The following is a 16,089-nucleotide window of genomic DNA, read 5'->3' on the forward strand; positions in this document are numbered from 1 at the left end:
GATGGACTTCGAACCTTTTGTTTATCCCGACGCTGAGCTTATTGCCGGTGTTGATGAAGTGGGCCGTGGCCCTCTTGTGGGCGCGGTGGTGACGGCAGCCGTCATTCTCGACCCTAACAACCCGATTGAAGGGCTGACCGACTCCAAAAAACTGACTGACAAAAAGCGTGCTGTACTCTTCGAAGAAATTAAAGAGAAAGCATTGGCTTGGTCATTGGGACGAGCTGAACCGGAAGAGATTGACGATATCAATATTCTTTCGGCCACTATGCTTGCGATGGAACGCGCGGTAGCTGGTTTGAGCATCAAACCAGAATTTGTTCTGATTGATGGTAACCGTGTACCAAAGGGGTTGAATATCCCTGCAGAGGCGGTGGTGAAAGGTGATTTGCGCGTAGCAGAAATCAGTGCAGCTTCCATTCTGGCTAAGGTTGTTCGAGACCGGGAAATGGAAGAGTTGGACGTGCAATACCCCCAATATGGCTTTGCTAAGCACAAAGGTTATCCAACCAAGGCGCATTTTGAAGCGCTTGCTGAACATGGTGCTATCCCCCAGCACCGAAAGAGCTTTAAACCTGTTAAGAACGCTCTCGGCATTGCATAATGTTTCCAGGGAGGGAGCTAACTCTCCCTGAACCTACACAATAAATCAGTAACGTAAGAGTACTATGTCAGACCCACGCTTTATTCACCTTCGTGTTCACAGTGACTTTTCCATGGTTGATGGCCTCGGCAAGGTCCCGCCATTGGTCAAAAAAGTGGCCGAGTTAGGTATGCCTGCTATGGCATTGACCGACTTTACTAACCTATGTGGTTTGGTGAAGTTCTACAACACGGCGCAAAGCACGGGTGTGAAGCCGATAATCGGCGCTGACTTTAAAATGCAAACAGACACTTTTGGCGATGATCTTTGCCAAATTACGGTACTCGCTGCAAACAATGTCGGTTATAAAAACCTTACGTTACTGATTTCAAAAGCCTACCTTCGCGGTCATGTTCAGCACCAGCCGGTTATAGATTACCAGTGGCTGGCTGAACTCAAAGAAGGGCTGATTATCCTCTCTGGCGGTAAGAACGGGGATGTCGGTAAATCCTTGCTCAAGGGAAACATGGCAATGGCGGCAGAATGTGCCGCGTTTTACCAAGAGCACTTTCCTGATTCCTACTACATTGAGCTGATGCGAACGGGTCGTCCCGATGAAGAGGCTTACCTTCACTTCGCACTCGACTTTGCCGCTGAACAAGATCTTCCTGTCGTGGCAACAAACGAGGTTTGTTTCCTGACCGCAGATCTGTTTGATGCCCACGAAATTCGTGTCGCGATTCATGATGGTTATACGCTTGAAGATCCCCGCCGCCCGAAAAACTACAGCCCACAGCAGCATCTTCGCTCAGAAGAGGAGATGTGTGAGCTGTTCCATGACATTCCAGAAGCGCTGGCAAACACGGTAGAAATTGCCAAGCGCTGTAATGTCACCGTGCGACTTAATGAATACTTCCTGCCAGCCTTCCCAACTGAAGGTATGGAAGAAACCGAATTTCTGGTGATGAAGTCTCGGGAAGGTTTGGAAGAGCGTCTGGAATTCCTGTTCCCGGATGAAGAAGAGCGTCTGAAGCGTCGACCAGAATACGATGAGCGTCTTGAAGTCGAACTGGAAGTGATCAACAACATGGGTTTCCCCGGTTACTTCCTCATCGTTATGGAGTTCATCCAGTGGTCGAAAGACAACGCGATTCCTGTGGGTCCGGGACGTGGTTCCGGTGCAGGCTCGCTGGTGGCCTATGCGCTTAAAATCACCGACCTTGATCCACTGGAATACGATCTGCTGTTCGAACGATTCCTGAACCCTGAACGTGTTTCCATGCCCGACTTTGACGTCGACTTCTGTATGGATAAACGCGATCAGGTGATTGATCACGTCGCCGAAATGTATGGACGTGATGCGGTATCCCAGATCATTACCTTCGGTACCATGGCTGCCAAAGCGGTAATCCGTGATGTGGGGCGTGTACTTGGTCACCCCTATGGTTTTGTTGACCGTATTTCCAAATTGGTGCCGCCCGATCCAGGGATGACATTGGAAAAAGCCTTTGTGGCAGAGCCGCAGCTGGGTGAAATCTACGAAGCGGATGAAGAAGTCCGCGAGCTTATCGATACCTGTCGTATTCTGGAAGGCTGTACACGAAACGCCGGTAAGCACGCGGGTGGTGTTGTTATCTCACCAACCACGATCACCGATTTTGCTCCGATTTATGCTGATGCTGAAGGTCACTTCCCGGTTACCCAGTTCGATAAGAATGACGTAGAAACTGCGGGCTTGGTGAAGTTTGACTTCTTGGGTCTGCGCACCCTGACCATCATCGACTGGGCATTGGGGCTTATTAATCCGCGCCTGGAGCGCAGTGGTCTGGAGCCGGTGCGTATTGAGTCGATTCCGCTCGAAGATACGGCCTCATTCCGCGTATTGCAGAACTCAGAAACCACGGCAGTATTCCAGCTCGAATCACGGGGTATGAAAGAGCTAATCAAGCGCCTTCAACCTGACTGTTTCGAAGATATCATCGCACTGGTTGCTCTGTTCCGTCCCGGCCCTCTGCAATCTGGCATGGTAGATAACTTTATCGACCGTAAGCACGGGCGCGAAGAGATCTCTTACCCTGATGCGACCTGGCAGCATGAGTCACTAAAAGAAATTCTGGATCCAACCTACGGCATCATTCTGTACCAAGAGCAGGTCATGCAGATCGCTCAGGTATTGTCTGGCTATACCCTTGGCGGTGCAGACATGCTCCGTCGTGCAATGGGTAAGAAAAAGCCAGAAGAGATGGCAAAGCAGCGCGCGACGTTTGAAAGCGGCGCAATCGCCAACGGTGTTGACGGTGAGTTGTCGATGAAGATTTTTGACCTGGTGGAGAAATTCGCGGGTTACGGCTTCAACAAATCGCACTCTGCAGCCTACGCGCTGGTTTCCTATCAAACACTTTGGTTGAAAACACACTATCCGGCTGAGTTCATGGCAGCGGTAATGACCGCGGATATGGATAACACCGACAAAATCGTTGGCCTGGTAGAAGAATGTCGCCGTATGAAACTGACCATGCTGCCACCAGATGTGAATGCAGGTCTGTACCGTTTCAACGTGAATGAAAAAGGTGAAATTGTTTACGGTATCGGTGCAATCAAGGGTGTTGGTGAAGCACCAATTGAAAACATCATCAAAGCGCGTCAAGAGGGCGGTTACTTCCGCGATCTCTTCGACTTCTGCGCTCGCATCGACACCAAGAAGGTGAACAAGCGTGTGATTGAAAAACTGATTCAGTCAGGCGCCATGGACCGATTAGGACCTCACCGAGCAGCTATGACAGCTTCTTTGGATGATGCATTGAAATCAGCAAGCCAACACCATCAGGCAGAAGCTTTTGGTCAAACTGATATGTTCGGTGTACTGACGGATGCTCCGGAAGAAGTGGAGCACAAATATGCGAAAGTCCCGCCTTGGCCAGACAAAGTCTGGTTGGAAGGTGAACGCGAGACGTTAGGGCTTTACCTCACCGGGCACCCGATCAATAGCTATGTAAAAGAGCTGAAGCATTACATTACCTGGCGCTTAGAAGATGCACATGCCACCAAACGTGATGTGGTATCGACAGTGGCTGGCCTTGTCATCGCCGCACGGGTGATGACAACCAAGCGAGGCACCCGTATCGGTATCCTGACTTTGGATGACCGTTCAGGACGCATGGAAGTGATGCTGTTCTCAGATGCGCTAGAAAAGTATCTGGATCTCATAGAAAAAGACAGAATTTTGGTGGTATCGGGACAGGTCAGCTTTGATGACTTCAACGGTGGCCTTAAAATGTCTGCACGAGAAGTGCTTGATATCTCCCAAGCGCGTGAAAAGTACCTGCGTGGTCTTGCTATCTCAGTGACCGACAGGCAAATTGATAACAAATTTTTTGAACGATTCAGTGAGATTCTGGAACCGCACCGTGCGGGAACGGTTCCGGTCAACCTTTACTACCAGCGTGACGATGCTCGCGCAAAGTTGGTCTTAGGTACAGAGTGGCGTATTACGCCAGACGACAAACTGATCGATGATTTAAAAACGCTGCTCGGCGATAAACAGGTCGAGCTGGAATTTGATTGATACTTCGGCCCTGCCAGGAATGAGCGGGGCTATGTTATTACTTAACAGGATTCTTTCTCTATGAGTCTTAATTTCCTTGAATTTGAACAGCCAATCGCGGAATTGGAAGCAAAAATCGAAGCCCTGCGTGTAGTGTCCAAGCGCGGCGACGAAGCCGAGGCTGTCAACCTGGACAAAGAAATCGAGCAATTGGAGACCAAAAGCACTGAATTGACGAAGAAAATCTTCAGCGATTTGGGTGCTTGGCAGGTTGCACAGCTGGCACGTCACCCGCGTCGTCCTTACACATTGGACTATGCGGATCTGATTTTCACTGAATTTGAAGAGCTGGCAGGCGATCGTGCATACGCGGATGACAAAGCAATTGTTGGTGGTATGGCGCGTATTGATGGCCGTCCAGTGATGATTATTGGCCACCAGAAAGGCCGTGAAACCCGCGAGAAAGTGATTCGTAACTTCGGTATGCCAAAACCAGAAGGTTACCGTAAAGCACTGCGTCTGATGAAGATGGCTGAGCGTTTCAAAATGCCAATCATTACCTTCATTGATACGGCAGGAGCATATCCTGGCGTTGGTGCTGAAGAGCGCGGCCAGTCAGAAGCGATTGCACGTAACCTGAAAGAAATGGCAGGTCTGACTGTGCCAGTTATCGTTAACGTGGTTGGCGAAGGTGGTTCTGGTGGTGCACTGGCGATTGGTGTGGGCGACTATGTGAACATGCTTCAATACTCTACTTATTCGGTGATTTCGCCAGAAGGCTGTGCGTCAATCCTGTGGCGTGATTCAGACAAAGCGCCACAAGCCGCCGAAGCAATGGGTATGACAGCCCCTCGCCTTAAAGAGCTGGGTCTTATCGACAACATCATCGAAGAGCCAATGGGCGGTGCGCACCGTGATTTCGCGCAAACTGCTGCAAACGTCAAAGCGCTGTTGGTGGGTCAACTTGAAGAGCTCGCGCAACTGGACTCTGATAACCTTCGTGAGCGCCGTTACCAGCGTCTGCTGAGCTACGGTTACTGTTAAGCGCAAACCGTTTGATTTAGAAAGGGCCAAATGGCCCTTTTTTCGTATCTGATGCTATGATTCGAAAAATTCGTCATTCTCGAAGTGTCTATGCTGTTCTCTCTGTTTGAAAGTGTCCTTGATAAATACACGCCTGCCCCACGTCAAATTGTGTTGGCTTTCAGTGGAGGTATGGATTCGCGTGTGATGCTTGATTTGCTTGCAACTTATCGGGATATTCATTCTCAACATCAATATCTGGTTATTCATGTTCACCATGGCTTAAGTCCTAATGCCGATACCTGGTTGGCTCAATGTGAGCGTTGGGCTGAAGAAGCAGATTTCGCATTCAAGGGTATTCGGGTATCACTCACCCACAAGGGGGAGAGCCTCGAAAAAGCCGCTAGGGATGCGCGCTATCAAGCTATTTTGAAATCAGTTGACGACAATGCTCTGGTGTTGACCGGGCAGCATGCCGATGATCAGGCAGAAACTTTTTTACTGGCACTCAAGCGTGGCAGTGGTCCCGCGGGTTTGGCTGCTATGCCTGAAACACGAACGATGGGGCATGCAGAGTTATGTCGTCCTCTTCTTGAGGCACACAGAAAGACAATTGGGGAATATGCTGAATCGCAGGGACTGACTTGGGTTGAAGATGAAAGCAATCTGGATAACCGCTTTGACCGTAATTTTATCAGGCAAGAATGGCTGCCAGTTGCCAACAAACGTTGGCCGGGGTTAACAAAAGCGATCAACCGTACTGCCAATCACTGTGCTGAGCAGGAGCTCCTTCTTGATGAATTACTTATTTCTTACGATGCTGAAGTGATAGGGGAAGATGCCAGTTTTAGCATAGACAAAGTGAGTTCGTACTCGATGGTGTTACAGAGAGCGCTAGTAAGACGCTGGCTAAAGTGCGTGGGAAAGGTCTCTCTTTCTCAAGCTCAGTTGGGAGAGGTTTTTTCATCGGTCATAAATGCAGCGCAAGATGCCAACCCGGCTTTGAGACTATCTCAAGGAGAAGTACGCAGGTATCAAAATAAACTCTGGTTTGTAGTGCATTATCAAGATATCTCCGATTGGGATTCATTGTTGGCTGTCGATAGGACGGTTCAACTGCCGGATAACTTAGGGGTATTGGCACTGACGAAGGCCAAAAATGGTGCTCCTGGGCTCAAGCTTCGAACACCGAGAACAGACGAGCCACTAAGGGTGATTTTTGACCCGGAGAGGTTGTTTGCGCACCCGGTTGGCCGCCAAGGTAAAAGAAAGTTAAAAAAACTGTTTCAGGAGTATGGAGTCCCGAGTTGGCTTCGCCGCAGAACGCCGATTTTGCTTTATGGCGACACCGTAGCTGCTGTTGGAGATTTGTTTGTTTGTAATGATTATGTGGGGGATGAGTGTGAGCTTGTCTGGCACAAATCCCAAGCATTGAATGCGTGAATACCTTTTACGTGCAACAATTTAACAAAACTGGAAAACAATAAAGCGAGGAAGCGATGAAACAACTCTTACCTTTAGGTCTGGCAGCCATGATGATGGCTGCGCCTTCATTTGCTGCAGGAGATACAGAAGCCGGTAAAGCCAAAGCGGCAATCTGTGCAGCTTGCCATGGTGCCAACGGCATTGCCGTGATCCCAGGCTACCCTAATCTTGCTGGCCAAAATGAGCAGTATCTGGTTTCAGCATTGAAAGCTTACAAAAACGGCGAACGCACTGGCGCGCAAGCGATGATCATGAAGCCTCAGGCAGACATGCTGAGTGACGCTGACATGGCAAATCTGGCTGCATACTTTGCACAGATGAAATAGTCACCCCGACAAATACAGATTGAAAGCCACGGACTACGCCGTGGCTTTTTTATGTCTGACAGTTAGTTGAGGAAGATAATTGCTTAACGACAGATCGCAATATTTTATTTTGCCTGAGTGTTTTTTGCTCGATCAAACTTGCTGCTATTGAAGATAATTTTAGGTTTTACTATTGTACTAGCTCACTGATACGCCGTGAGAGGTAAAAACAATGGCAGCTGGACGCGAACATTTTAGTTCCAGACTCGGTTTCGTTTTAGCAGCAGCCGGTGCTGCAGTGGGGCTGGGTAATATCTGGGGATTCCCAACACAAGCAGCAAGTAACGGTGGTGGCGCCTTTCTTTTAGTCTACCTTTTGATGATCCTCATCGTTGCCTACCCTATGCTGGTGGTTGAAATGGCGATTGGCCGTCATGGTCAGGCAAACCCCATCGACAGCATGAGAAAACTGGGACGATCTCCGTTATCAAAAACGTTTGGGGGTGGTGTAGGTCTTATCGGCCTGATGGTGCCTTGTCTGGTACTGGCTTTTTATAGCATCGTTGGTGGATGGCTAATTTCTTACTTGCTTGCCGCAGGTGCGGAGCTTATTGGGCTTCATGACGCTGCAATCTGGTTGAAGGGTTTCTCGGTTGAACGAAATCTGTTGGGCGCGGGTCTTTTCTATCTGCTGACTATCTTGATAGTTCAGGCGGGTGTGAAAGAAGGTATCGAGAAATGGTCGACGCGCCTGATGCCAGCACTCTTCATTCTGTTCGCTGTGCTTTTCATTTACGTGATGACATTGCCGGGAGCCACTGATGGTCTAGCACACTACCTCATCCCTGACTTTTCCAAAGTGATGGATAGCGATCTGATTCTGGCCGCGATGGGGCAAGGCTTCTTCTCTCTGACCATTGGCGGCTGTTCCATGTTGATTTACGGTTCGTACCTTAGTCGCAAAGAGAACCTGCCCAAAATGGCGCTGAATGTCACGCTGGTGGATACCGCTGTGGCGGTGATTGCTGGTCTGGTGATCCTGCCTGCCATGTTTGCTGCTATGCGTCAGGGCGTTGAAATTTATGATGCTAACGGTGCGCTGTTGAGCTCTTCTACTCTGGTCTTCGATGTACTGCCTATGCTGTTTCAAGGCCTTGGTTCAGTTGGAACTGTTGTTGCGCTGGTGTTTTTCCTGCTAATGACGATTGCCGCGCTGACATCGTCTATCTCTATGCTTGAATGTCCAGTTGCGCTGGTGAGTGAACGCCTTGGTACCAAACGTTCTTTTGCAAGCTGGTTGTTGGGTGGCGTGATTGCTGCTCTCAGTGCGGTGATTGTGTTTAACTTTGGTGAGTTGTTTGGTCTGGTTGCCACTATCGCAACACAATATTTCCAGCCAATTGCTGCGCTTCTTTTCTGTTTATATGGTGGTTGGGTATGGAAACGTACGCAGAAATTGGAAGAACTTCGACAAGGCTACGAAGATATCGAACAAGGCTTGTTCTGGAAAGTCTGGCCTCTGTATGTGAAATTTGTTTGTCCGGTTCTGGTTATTGCAGTGATTTGGATGTCGCTGGTTTAAACCTTTTCAAGTAAACAGAAACCAAAAACGGAAGCCGTAGCGCTTCCGTTTTTATTGGATGTTGATGCTGTTAGCGGAACTGGTTTTGTTCAGTCATGTACTCGAAACCTGCAGTGGCAAGTTTTGCTTTCAGGGCTTCGGCATCAATATCAAAGTACTTCACCAACTCTTCCAGCGAAGAAAAATCGTCCCGCAACTTCATGTTCACGATACTCATCAGCATGATGGTATCCATGGTGTCAAAGTTCTTTAGATCCATTACGCGTCCTCGTGATCGCTGATCAGAAGGTTTGCTGCTGCAAAGGCAGCTTGCTCGCGTAGCTCTTGCGCAACCGTTTCGTCAGATGCTACTGCATTCAATGCACGAACAGCACAAGCAATTGCCTGCGGAATATAACCTTGTTCGCCGCTGCCAATTTCTGAATAACGTTGACGGATCAAATCGCAACAATCGTAGACTCTCATAGCCACTCCTTGAATAAAACTGAAGCCAATATAACGTAAAAAGGCTCCGCAATGGAGCCTTGAGGTCAGTTATCTAAAGGGTTACCGGCGTTTATGTTTGTTGCGGTACATACCTCGGTCTGCGCGCTCAAACATGGAGACATTATTGTCACCCTGGCGATAGGCTGAACAGCCGACAGAGCTGGAGATATTATGTGCGGTCAGGAGTGGATCTTTAGCTATCAGTGACTTGAGTCGTTCGTTCACTAGCTGTGCTGACTCTCGTGTAGCCGGTGTCAGAATAACAGCAAATTCGTCCCCACCCAGACGGTAGCAACGGTCAGAAGCTCGGATAGCCTCTTTTAATAGCAAAGAGAAACGGCGCAATACTTTGTCACCATCAAGGTGCCCATAAGTGTCATTGACCTGTTTGAAATTATCCATGTCAAAAATCATCAAAATTAAGCCATGATCATTACGTTCAGTCATTGCGATGGACTGACGCATGTCTTGCTCGAAGCTGGTTCGGTTGTTCAATCCAGTTAGGCTATCGAGGAGCGCAAGGTTACGAACACGATTGTATTCAATGGCATTGCTCAAAGGACCTGCGAGCAGGCGATGATAGGTATGGATAAGGGCAATTTCGTCATCATCAAGTTTATAAGGAGTACTGTATTGCAGCATGCCTAGCGAGGTGTTCGCGAACTTGAGGGAAAAGGTTTGTCGGTACTCTGAAGCACCGCCACGACGAACGATATGGGAAATCTCTTCGTGCTCCCAGATCAGTCGGGTGATGTCGATTTGCTTTTCTAACTCTCTGGTAAAAACTTCAAACAGAGGATCGATATCCAATCTTCCTTGAAGTTTCTGCAGCACCATCAGACGCTGATCCGCACCCAGAGGAACACGACGAGATTGAATCGCCGCTTTTTTTACTTGTTCCAGTTGCGTACTCATCGAAATTGCCTCAGAAACCAAAAACTATCACTGTTTATGCTTTAATCAACAAAAGCAAAAAGCGTTCCAGTTCTACTGAGCTAATGTGCTTCATCCAGAGAGCAGGGATTACTCATCAGAGAGAAAGGCTGCTAAATCGGACCGACGATTCTGAGCGTCTTGGTACCCCATGTCAATTAAGTGGTTGATATATTTCGGCTCAAACAGCAGATAGCTGGTGATTGCCGCATCTTCAACAGGACTGATACCCAGAATTCTCATCAGACCTCTTACTGCCATAGGCATATGACAATAGTAGCGTTCAACAAGGGGTTCAAAGGGCTCTGAAGGGGAAAGGTGAAAGGCATCGACTTGCCGCAGCGCCAATTTTTCTGCTTTGGTCTTTGCCATGTTTCCTACCAAGGCATTCATTCTATCCAGATGCTCTAGGTCGGCAGAAAGCGTATCTGCAAAGATAGCATCCATTAAATGACCTCCAAGAGTTGCTAGGCCGGGAGCATGTGCAAGTCCATGATTTTTTGGCATCTGCTTGGGGTTTAAGTCAATAATAAGTACCCGTTCTGCTCCCATTTTCAACGCTGGACGGAGTGGGGCAATTTGGTGGACAGAGCCATCACCATAATAGTTATGCCCGATCTGGGACGCAGGAAAAACGATGGGAATGGCAGAGGAGGCCAGTAAGTGTTCCGTGGTAATCTGGCAAGGAACCCCTATCGCCCGTGATCGTGTCCAAGGCTCAATACAAGATTGCCCCTGATAGAAAGTGACGGACTTACTGGTTTGATAATTCGATGCGGTGATGGCCAACCCCCGTAAATTTCCGGCGAGGATTTGATGTTCTATCTTGCTGAAATTAAGGACGTTATTCAGTAAGGCGCGCAGCGGCCTATTGTCGAGAAGGCCGAAAGGAGGCGCGCAATGATACTGGGCTTGCATGCGGGCAAAACCCTGACGCCCTATATGCTGGAACATACCTGAGAATGAGCTGCTAAACACATCTTTGGTTGTAAGGTTTGTCCAAAGCCAAGACAGTTTTTTGACACCGAGTCGAAAACATGACGTATGGCAGGCAAGGGAAGTGGCATTGAGCGCACCAGCCGAGGTGCCGCAGTAAATGGTAAATGGACTGTGATGCACTCGTGGGTACCATTCTGCGATCGCTTTCAGCACACCAATTTGATACGCCGCGCGCGCGCCACCGCCTGTTAACAACAGGGCGATGTTTTTGCGAGGAATTGCGGAACGCGCGGTAGACGACATAACTTGTACCTGCCTGATTTTGCTTATCTTCAGTATGAACCAGAAGCGATCCTTCTGAGAGGAAGATGCATTTGAATTTCCTAATGTTGCTGACTGATTGTGATCTATAGCTAAAAGACACTGACGACTTTGTCATTGCCTCATAGTAAGAGAACGACGGATGGTATATTTCTATTCAATAGCATTCATAAAGAGTATGAGATGGCATTTTCAGTACGCGCTTTGATCGCTGACGATGACAAAGCTTCGGCCAAATTGGTGGAAGTTTTGCTACAAAAATGGGGAATCGAAGCAGTAGTCGCCCATGATGGTCTGGAGGCTCTGGAGCAGGTGATGCAGCCTGAACCTCCCTCTTTGTTGATCCTTGACTGGGAAATGCCAGGCTATAGCGGTATCGAGCTTTGCCAGAAAATTCGTCAGATAGACATGGCAAACCCTCCTTACATCATTATTTGTACGGCAAGGGACAGCGCAGAGCATATCGCTGAGGGGTTGAATCAAGGAGCGAACGATTTTGTCACTAAGCCTTTTAATACTCAGGTGTTAAGAGCAAGGATGGAGGTTGGTCGAAGAACGCTTGAACTTCAGGCAAGACTCGTTGATGCCATGACTCGTCTCGATCATTTGGCAAGTTATGACGAATTGACAGGATTACTTAATCGACGTGCTTTGTTTGAAAGGCTTCATGAGGATTTTTCTCGTGCCGTCAGAACAGAAAGTCGATTGTGTTTTTCTGTGTGTGATATCGACTGGTTTAAACGCATTAATGATAAATACGGTCATCCCGCGGGGGATGCAATTTTACGCCAGTTAGGTGAACTGCTCAGCCAACAGCTTAGGCCTTATGACAGGATTGGGCGTATTGGTGGTGAAGAGTTTTTACTGCTGTTTAGTGTGAAGGACGCTGGGCGAGCCCACAAGGTGCTGGAAAGGATTCGAGTGGAAATAGAACGGTTTCGCTTTGAGTTTGAAGGGAGGGTGATCCCTGTGACTATGAGCTTCGGTGCTACTTTTGTCATTCCTGATGAGAGGGTGGAGCGGGTTGAAGATTACTTCAGTCATGCTGATCAGGCTCTCTATCAGTCAAAAGAAAAAGGACGAAACCTCGTTACTTTCTTTGATAATTGCGTATAAAAAAACGCCTCCCAAAAGAGGCGTTTTTCAATTCAGCTATCGGAATTAGGCCAGTTTCGCTTTAACGAACTCAACCATGTTTTCCATTTCAACTGGCACTTTCTCGCCGTCACGACGGTGTTTGTATTCAAACACACCGTTGTCCATGCTGCGCTCACCGATAATGATAGTGTGTGGCACACCCGTTAGCTCCATATCAGAGAACATAACACCTGGACGTTCTTTACGATCATCGAACAGCACTTCAATGCCCGCTGCGGTCAGATCAGCGTACAGTTTTTCTGCTGCTTCTTTAACGCGCTCAGATTTGTGCATGTTCATTGGAACAATAGCAACGGTAAACGGTGCAATCGCATCTGGCCAGATGATGCCGTTTTCGTCGTGGTTCTGCTCAATAGCCGCCGCCACAACACGTGATACGCCGATGCCGTAACAACCCATTTCCAAAATGGTGTTCTTACCGTCAGCACCCAGTACGCCACAGTTCATCTTCTCAGAGTAGTTAGTACCTAACTGGAAGATGTGACCCACTTCGATGCCACGCTTCAGAAGGATAGTGCCTTGACCACATGGGCTTGGGTCACCTTCAACCACGTTACGGATATCAGCCACTTCACCCAGCTCAACGTCACGACCCCAGTTAATACCGAAGTAGTGTTTGTCGTCGATGTTCGCGCCTGCGCCGAAATCACTCATTGCTGCAACACTGCGGTCAACAATGAAAGGAACGGTCAGGTTAACTGGACCCAGTGAGCCAGGGCCTGCATTTACAATCGCACGAATTTCTTCTTCGGTCGCGAATTGCAGCGGCATCTCAACTTGTGGAAGCTTCTCAGCTTTGATTTCGTTCAGTTCGTGGTCGCCACGAACCAGCAGCGCAACCAGATCAGCATCAACAGCGTCAGACGCTCTCACAAACAGTGTTTTAACGGTTTTCTCGATTGGCAGGTCAAACTGCTCCACAAGCTGAGCGATGGTTTTCGCATCAGGTGTATCTACCAGCGTCATTTCCTGAGTTGGTGCAGCGCGCTCACCTGCAGGTGCAACGGCTTCTGCCATTTCAACGTTTGCAGCGTAATCAGACTCAGTAGAGAATGCGATGGTATCTTCACCGCTGTTTGCCAGAACGTGGAATTCGTGAGAAGCAGAACCACCGATAGCACCGGTGTCAGCCAGAACTGGACGGTAATCCAGACCCATACGATCAAATGCCGCACAGTAAGCAACGTGCATTGCTTCATATGATTTCTGCAAGCCTTCTTTGTCGATGTCGAAGCTGTACGCGTCCATCATCGAGAATTCGCGCGCACGCATCACACCGAAGCGTGGACGCACTTCATCACGGAACTTGGTCTGGATCTGATACAGATTCAAAGGCAGTTGCTTGTATGAGTTCACTTCATTACGAACAAGAGAAGTGATCACTTCTTCTGCCGTCGGGCTCAGAACAAACGGACGCTCGTGGCGGTCAGTGAAGCGAAGCAGTTCAGGACCCATCTTTTCAGAGCGGCCTGTCTCTTCCCATAGCTCAAACGGTTGAACTACGGGCATCAGAGTTTCAATCGCACCTGCGTTGTTGATTTCCTGACGAACGATGTTTTCAACCTTTTGCAGTACGCGCAAACCGGTTGGCAGCCAGGTGTATAGACCTGAAGCCAGTTTGCGGATCATACCGGCACGCAGCATCAGCTGGTGGCTGATCACTTCTGCGTCGTTTGGCGTTTCCTTCAAAGTAGAAAGAAGGTATTTACTGGTACGCATCTAAGCTATCCGTTTATCTAATTACAGTATGGAGGGTATAAGGGCGTCATATTAACAGCGAGAACCCTATTCGCCAAAGGCTTCTATTGTTGTCACCGTGATTACAGGTTCAGCGACGGTAAACTTCACATTTAGGTCAAAGAGGTGAACGGCATATTCCTTGGTATCAGCTTTTCCCTTTTTATAGGCTGGGCGTGGATCTTGTGCGAGTACTTCACTAATCACCTGTTGCTTATTTTTACCTTCTTTATCTTTGGCTAAGAAGGCTAAAGGTTGAGTGTCAAACTGGACATCGAGTGTTTGAGGTGCTTCTGAAGCATATCCACCTGAAGCATCTTCTATTGAATCCGAGTAAGGAATATAAGGCTTAATGTCGATGACTGGCGTACCATCAACAAGATCGCAACTCCCAATATCAATGATTATTTTGGCACCTTCTTTACGTACCCCTTTCAAAGGCACGACCGACATTCCGATACTGTTCGGCCTGAAGGTTGCGCGGCTGGCAAATACGCCAATACGCTCATTACCACCAAGGCGTGGTGGACGGACTGTTGGCGTCCACCCTTGTTCGAGGTTTTGGTCAAACAAGAAAAGAATCCAAAGGTGCGAGAATTGCTCAATACCACGCACTGTGTCTTCATTGCATGCTTCGCCTTCTAAAACGACAGATGCCAAAGCACTTGGCGCAAGTCCTGGTTGACGGGGGACGGCGAATTTCTCTTTATAAGGGGATTCAATATGACCGACAGGCGTCAGGGAATATTTCATACTGGTTTTACTCATTAGGCTATCAGAGGAACTTTACCATACTCGTCAAGGTGGCCTAACAATCGTGGATGCTTGCGTTGGCAATGCGTGTCATAATCGCAGCGTAATAATGTATAGAGGGTAGCGCTTTGGCTAGACCAGCGGTTTTTGTCGATAGAGATGGTGTGATCAACGTTGATCATGGTTATGTCAGTACAACAGATGACTTTGATTATATAGATGGCGTTTTCGATGCTTGCCGTGCATTGAAAGAAATGGGCTATCTCCTTGTGCTGGTGACGAATCAGTCTGGTATTGCCCGTGGCTACTATACGGAAGATGAATTTCTCAACCTGACGGAATGGATGGATTGGAACTTCGCTGATAAAGGCGTGGACTTTGACGGTATCTACTACTGCCCGCATCACCCTGAACACGGCAATGACAAATACAAGCAAGACTGTGATTGCCGTAAACCTAAACCAGGTATGTTTTTCTCTGCGCGGGATTTCCTCAAAATCGATATGGAAAATTCTGTGATGATTGGAGACAAGGCCGACGACATGCGTGCTGCTGAAGCTGCAGGTATTTCAACTAAAATTCTGGTTCGCACTGGAAAGGTAGTCTCGGAGGAAGGTGAAAAACTGGCAACAGCGGTACTTGATAGCATTGCTGATGTGCCTCAATACCTGAAAAAGTGATATCCGAAATTAAAATCCGACTAATCCACACAGAAAAAGCAGCCAAAATTGGCTGCTTTTTTGTCTCTTTGGTTGCCTTTTGAGCGCTTGAGCGGTTTTTTAGAAAAAAAGCCACTTTTTCATAAGAAAGGTATTGCCAACAAAAAATCTCTCCCTATAATGCGCTCCTCGTTGGCACGGCAAAGTTCGCAGCTAACACGAGGAAAGCAAAAGTGCTTGACTCGAAAAAAGAGTTGAGTTTAAATCTCACTCCGCTCAGCAAGGCTGAGCAAGTTCTTTAACAATTTGACCTATGCAATCTGTGTGGGCACTCGTGTTTGATAGACAAAAGATTTATCGATGTTTACTGAGTGACCAAACGACATAACTTCGGTTATATCGGCACAGTCAATTCGTTCTGCTCTTTCTTTACTCTGTAGAGAGGGGTTAGAACACAACAGTATTTCATCGAGCCAAAAACTTTAATTGAAGAGTTTGATCATGGCTCAGATTGAACGCTGGCGGCAGGCCTAACACATGCAAGTCGAGCGGCAGCGACAACATTGAACCTTCGGGGGATT

The 16,089-nt window shown here is 48.1% G+C and carries 14 protein-coding genes; 8 read left to right on the forward strand and 6 right to left on the reverse strand.

The genetic code is table 11. The annotated features are described in order from the left end of the window. Position 1 precedes the first annotated feature (1 nt). The 6 genes from rnhB (at position 2) to GCE9029_RS23935 (ending at position 8,522) form a co-directional block, all read left to right on the forward strand. Positions 2–604 carry a ribonuclease HII gene (rnhB, locus tag GCE9029_RS23910; protein WP_062667618.1) on the forward strand — a complete coding sequence of 201 codons (603 nt, stop codon included), beginning with the start codon at positions 2–4 and terminating at the stop codon, positions 602–604. Between the two features lie 64 nt (positions 605–668). Continuing rightward, a complete protein-coding gene (gene dnaE / locus GCE9029_RS23915) occupies positions 669–4,148 on the forward strand; it encodes a DNA polymerase III subunit alpha (protein WP_062667621.1) in 3,480 nt (1,159 codons plus the stop codon). A 60-nt stretch (positions 4,149–4,208) separates the two neighbouring features. Continuing rightward, entirely contained in the window at positions 4,209–5,171 is a 963-nt protein-coding gene (gene accA, locus GCE9029_RS23920) for an acetyl-CoA carboxylase carboxyl transferase subunit alpha (protein WP_062667623.1), read from the forward strand. A 90-nt stretch (positions 5,172–5,261) separates the two neighbouring features. Continuing rightward, on the forward strand, positions 5,262–6,593 hold the full coding sequence (tilS, locus tag GCE9029_RS23925) for a tRNA lysidine(34) synthetase TilS (RefSeq protein ID WP_062667625.1): 1,332 nt from the start codon (positions 5,262–5,264) through the stop codon (positions 6,591–6,593). A gap of 56 nt (positions 6,594–6,649) precedes the next feature. Then, positions 6,650–6,961, forward strand: a complete 312-nt coding sequence (locus tag GCE9029_RS23930) for a c-type cytochrome (RefSeq protein WP_062667627.1) — start codon at positions 6,650–6,652, stop codon at positions 6,959–6,961. Positions 6,962–7,172: 211 nt separating this feature from the next. Then, complete coding sequence (locus tag GCE9029_RS23935) at positions 7,173–8,522, forward strand: sodium-dependent transporter (RefSeq protein ID WP_062667629.1); 1,350 nt, start codon at positions 7,173–7,175, stop codon at positions 8,520–8,522. A gap of 70 nt (positions 8,523–8,592) precedes the next feature. On the opposite strand, the gene GCE9029_RS23940 is transcribed toward GCE9029_RS23935, so the two are convergent. The 4 genes from GCE9029_RS23940 to GCE9029_RS23955 all read right to left on the reverse strand — a co-directional run bounded on the left by GCE9029_RS23940 (position 8,593) and on the right by GCE9029_RS23955 (position 11,183). Beyond that, positions 8,593–8,781 (reverse strand): DUF4250 domain-containing protein, encoded by a 189-nt coding sequence (locus GCE9029_RS23940; protein ID WP_062667631.1) that lies wholly within the window; start codon positions 8,779–8,781, stop codon positions 8,593–8,595. After that, positions 8,781–8,987 (reverse strand): YaeP family protein, encoded by a 207-nt coding sequence (locus tag GCE9029_RS23945; RefSeq protein WP_062667633.1) that lies wholly within the window; start codon positions 8,985–8,987, stop codon positions 8,781–8,783. Before GCE9029_RS23945 ends, GCE9029_RS23940 begins: the two co-directional genes overlap by 1 nt. Before the next feature lie 81 nt (positions 8,988–9,068). Continuing rightward, positions 9,069–9,923 carry a GGDEF domain-containing protein gene (locus GCE9029_RS23950; protein ID WP_062667635.1) on the reverse strand — a complete coding sequence of 285 codons (855 nt, stop codon included), beginning with the start codon at positions 9,921–9,923 and terminating at the stop codon, positions 9,069–9,071. 108 nt (positions 9,924–10,031) lie between these two features. Beyond that, positions 10,032–11,183 carry a patatin-like phospholipase family protein gene (locus GCE9029_RS23955; RefSeq protein WP_062667637.1) on the reverse strand — a complete coding sequence of 384 codons (1,152 nt, stop codon included), beginning with the start codon at positions 11,181–11,183 and terminating at the stop codon, positions 10,032–10,034. A gap of 201 nt (positions 11,184–11,384) precedes the next feature. On the opposite strand from GCE9029_RS23955, the gene GCE9029_RS23960 reads away from it, so the two are divergent. Next, entirely contained in the window at positions 11,385–12,317 is a 933-nt protein-coding gene (locus tag GCE9029_RS23960) for a GGDEF domain-containing response regulator (RefSeq protein ID WP_062667639.1), read from the forward strand. Positions 12,318–12,362: 45 nt separating this feature from the next. Here GCE9029_RS23960 and GCE9029_RS23965 read toward each other — a convergent pair whose 3' ends face one another. Both GCE9029_RS23965 and tsaA read right to left on the reverse strand, forming a co-directional pair. After that, positions 12,363–14,078 carry a proline--tRNA ligase gene (locus tag GCE9029_RS23965; protein ID WP_062667641.1) on the reverse strand — a complete coding sequence of 572 codons (1,716 nt, stop codon included), beginning with the start codon at positions 14,076–14,078 and terminating at the stop codon, positions 12,363–12,365. A gap of 66 nt (positions 14,079–14,144) precedes the next feature. Further along, complete coding sequence (gene tsaA, locus GCE9029_RS23970) at positions 14,145–14,849, reverse strand: tRNA (N6-threonylcarbamoyladenosine(37)-N6)-methyltransferase TrmO (protein ID WP_062667654.1); 705 nt, start codon at positions 14,847–14,849, stop codon at positions 14,145–14,147. 128 nt (positions 14,850–14,977) lie between these two features. Here tsaA and gmhB point away from each other — a divergent pair, with 128 nt between their 5' ends. Further along, a complete protein-coding gene (gene gmhB, locus GCE9029_RS23975; RefSeq protein WP_062667659.1) occupies positions 14,978–15,529 on the forward strand; it encodes a D-glycero-beta-D-manno-heptose 1,7-bisphosphate 7-phosphatase in 552 nt (183 codons plus the stop codon). Positions 15,530–16,089: the final 560 nt, after the last annotated feature.

This window comes from Grimontia celer, from assembly GCF_900055185.1.
In the GTDB taxonomy this organism is placed as follows: Bacteria; Pseudomonadota; Gammaproteobacteria; order Enterobacterales; family Vibrionaceae; genus Enterovibrio; species Enterovibrio celer.

Excerpts from the sequence above, each read along its gene's own strand:
- rnhB (WP_062667618.1), top strand. The coding sequence starts at position 2 with ATGGACTTCGAACCTTTTGTTTATCCCGACGCTGAGCTTATTGCCGGT.
- dnaE (WP_062667621.1), top strand. The coding sequence starts at position 669 with ATGTCAGACCCACGCTTTATTCACCTTCGTGTTCACAGTGACTTTTCC.
- accA (WP_062667623.1), top strand. The coding sequence starts at position 4,209 with ATGAGTCTTAATTTCCTTGAATTTGAACAGCCAATCGCGGAATTGGAA.
- tilS (WP_062667625.1), top strand. The coding sequence starts at position 5,262 with ATGCTGTTCTCTCTGTTTGAAAGTGTCCTTGATAAATACACGCCTGCC.
- GCE9029_RS23930 (WP_062667627.1), top strand. The coding sequence starts at position 6,650 with ATGAAACAACTCTTACCTTTAGGTCTGGCAGCCATGATGATGGCTGCG.
- GCE9029_RS23935 (WP_062667629.1), top strand. The coding sequence starts at position 7,173 with ATGGCAGCTGGACGCGAACATTTTAGTTCCAGACTCGGTTTCGTTTTA.
- GCE9029_RS23940 (WP_062667631.1), bottom strand. The coding sequence starts at position 8,781 with ATGGATCTAAAGAACTTTGACACCATGGATACCATCATGCTGATGAGT.
- GCE9029_RS23945 (WP_062667633.1), bottom strand. The coding sequence starts at position 8,987 with ATGAGAGTCTACGATTGTTGCGATTTGATCCGTCAACGTTATTCAGAA.
- GCE9029_RS23950 (WP_062667635.1), bottom strand. The coding sequence starts at position 9,923 with ATGAGTACGCAACTGGAACAAGTAAAAAAAGCGGCGATTCAATCTCGT.
- GCE9029_RS23955 (WP_062667637.1), bottom strand. The coding sequence starts at position 11,183 with ATGTCGTCTACCGCGCGTTCCGCAATTCCTCGCAAAAACATCGCCCTG.
- GCE9029_RS23960 (WP_062667639.1), top strand. The coding sequence starts at position 11,385 with ATGGCATTTTCAGTACGCGCTTTGATCGCTGACGATGACAAAGCTTCG.
- GCE9029_RS23965 (WP_062667641.1), bottom strand. The coding sequence starts at position 14,078 with ATGCGTACCAGTAAATACCTTCTTTCTACTTTGAAGGAAACGCCAAAC.
- tsaA (WP_062667654.1), bottom strand. The coding sequence starts at position 14,849 with ATGAAATATTCCCTGACGCCTGTCGGTCATATTGAATCCCCTTATAAA.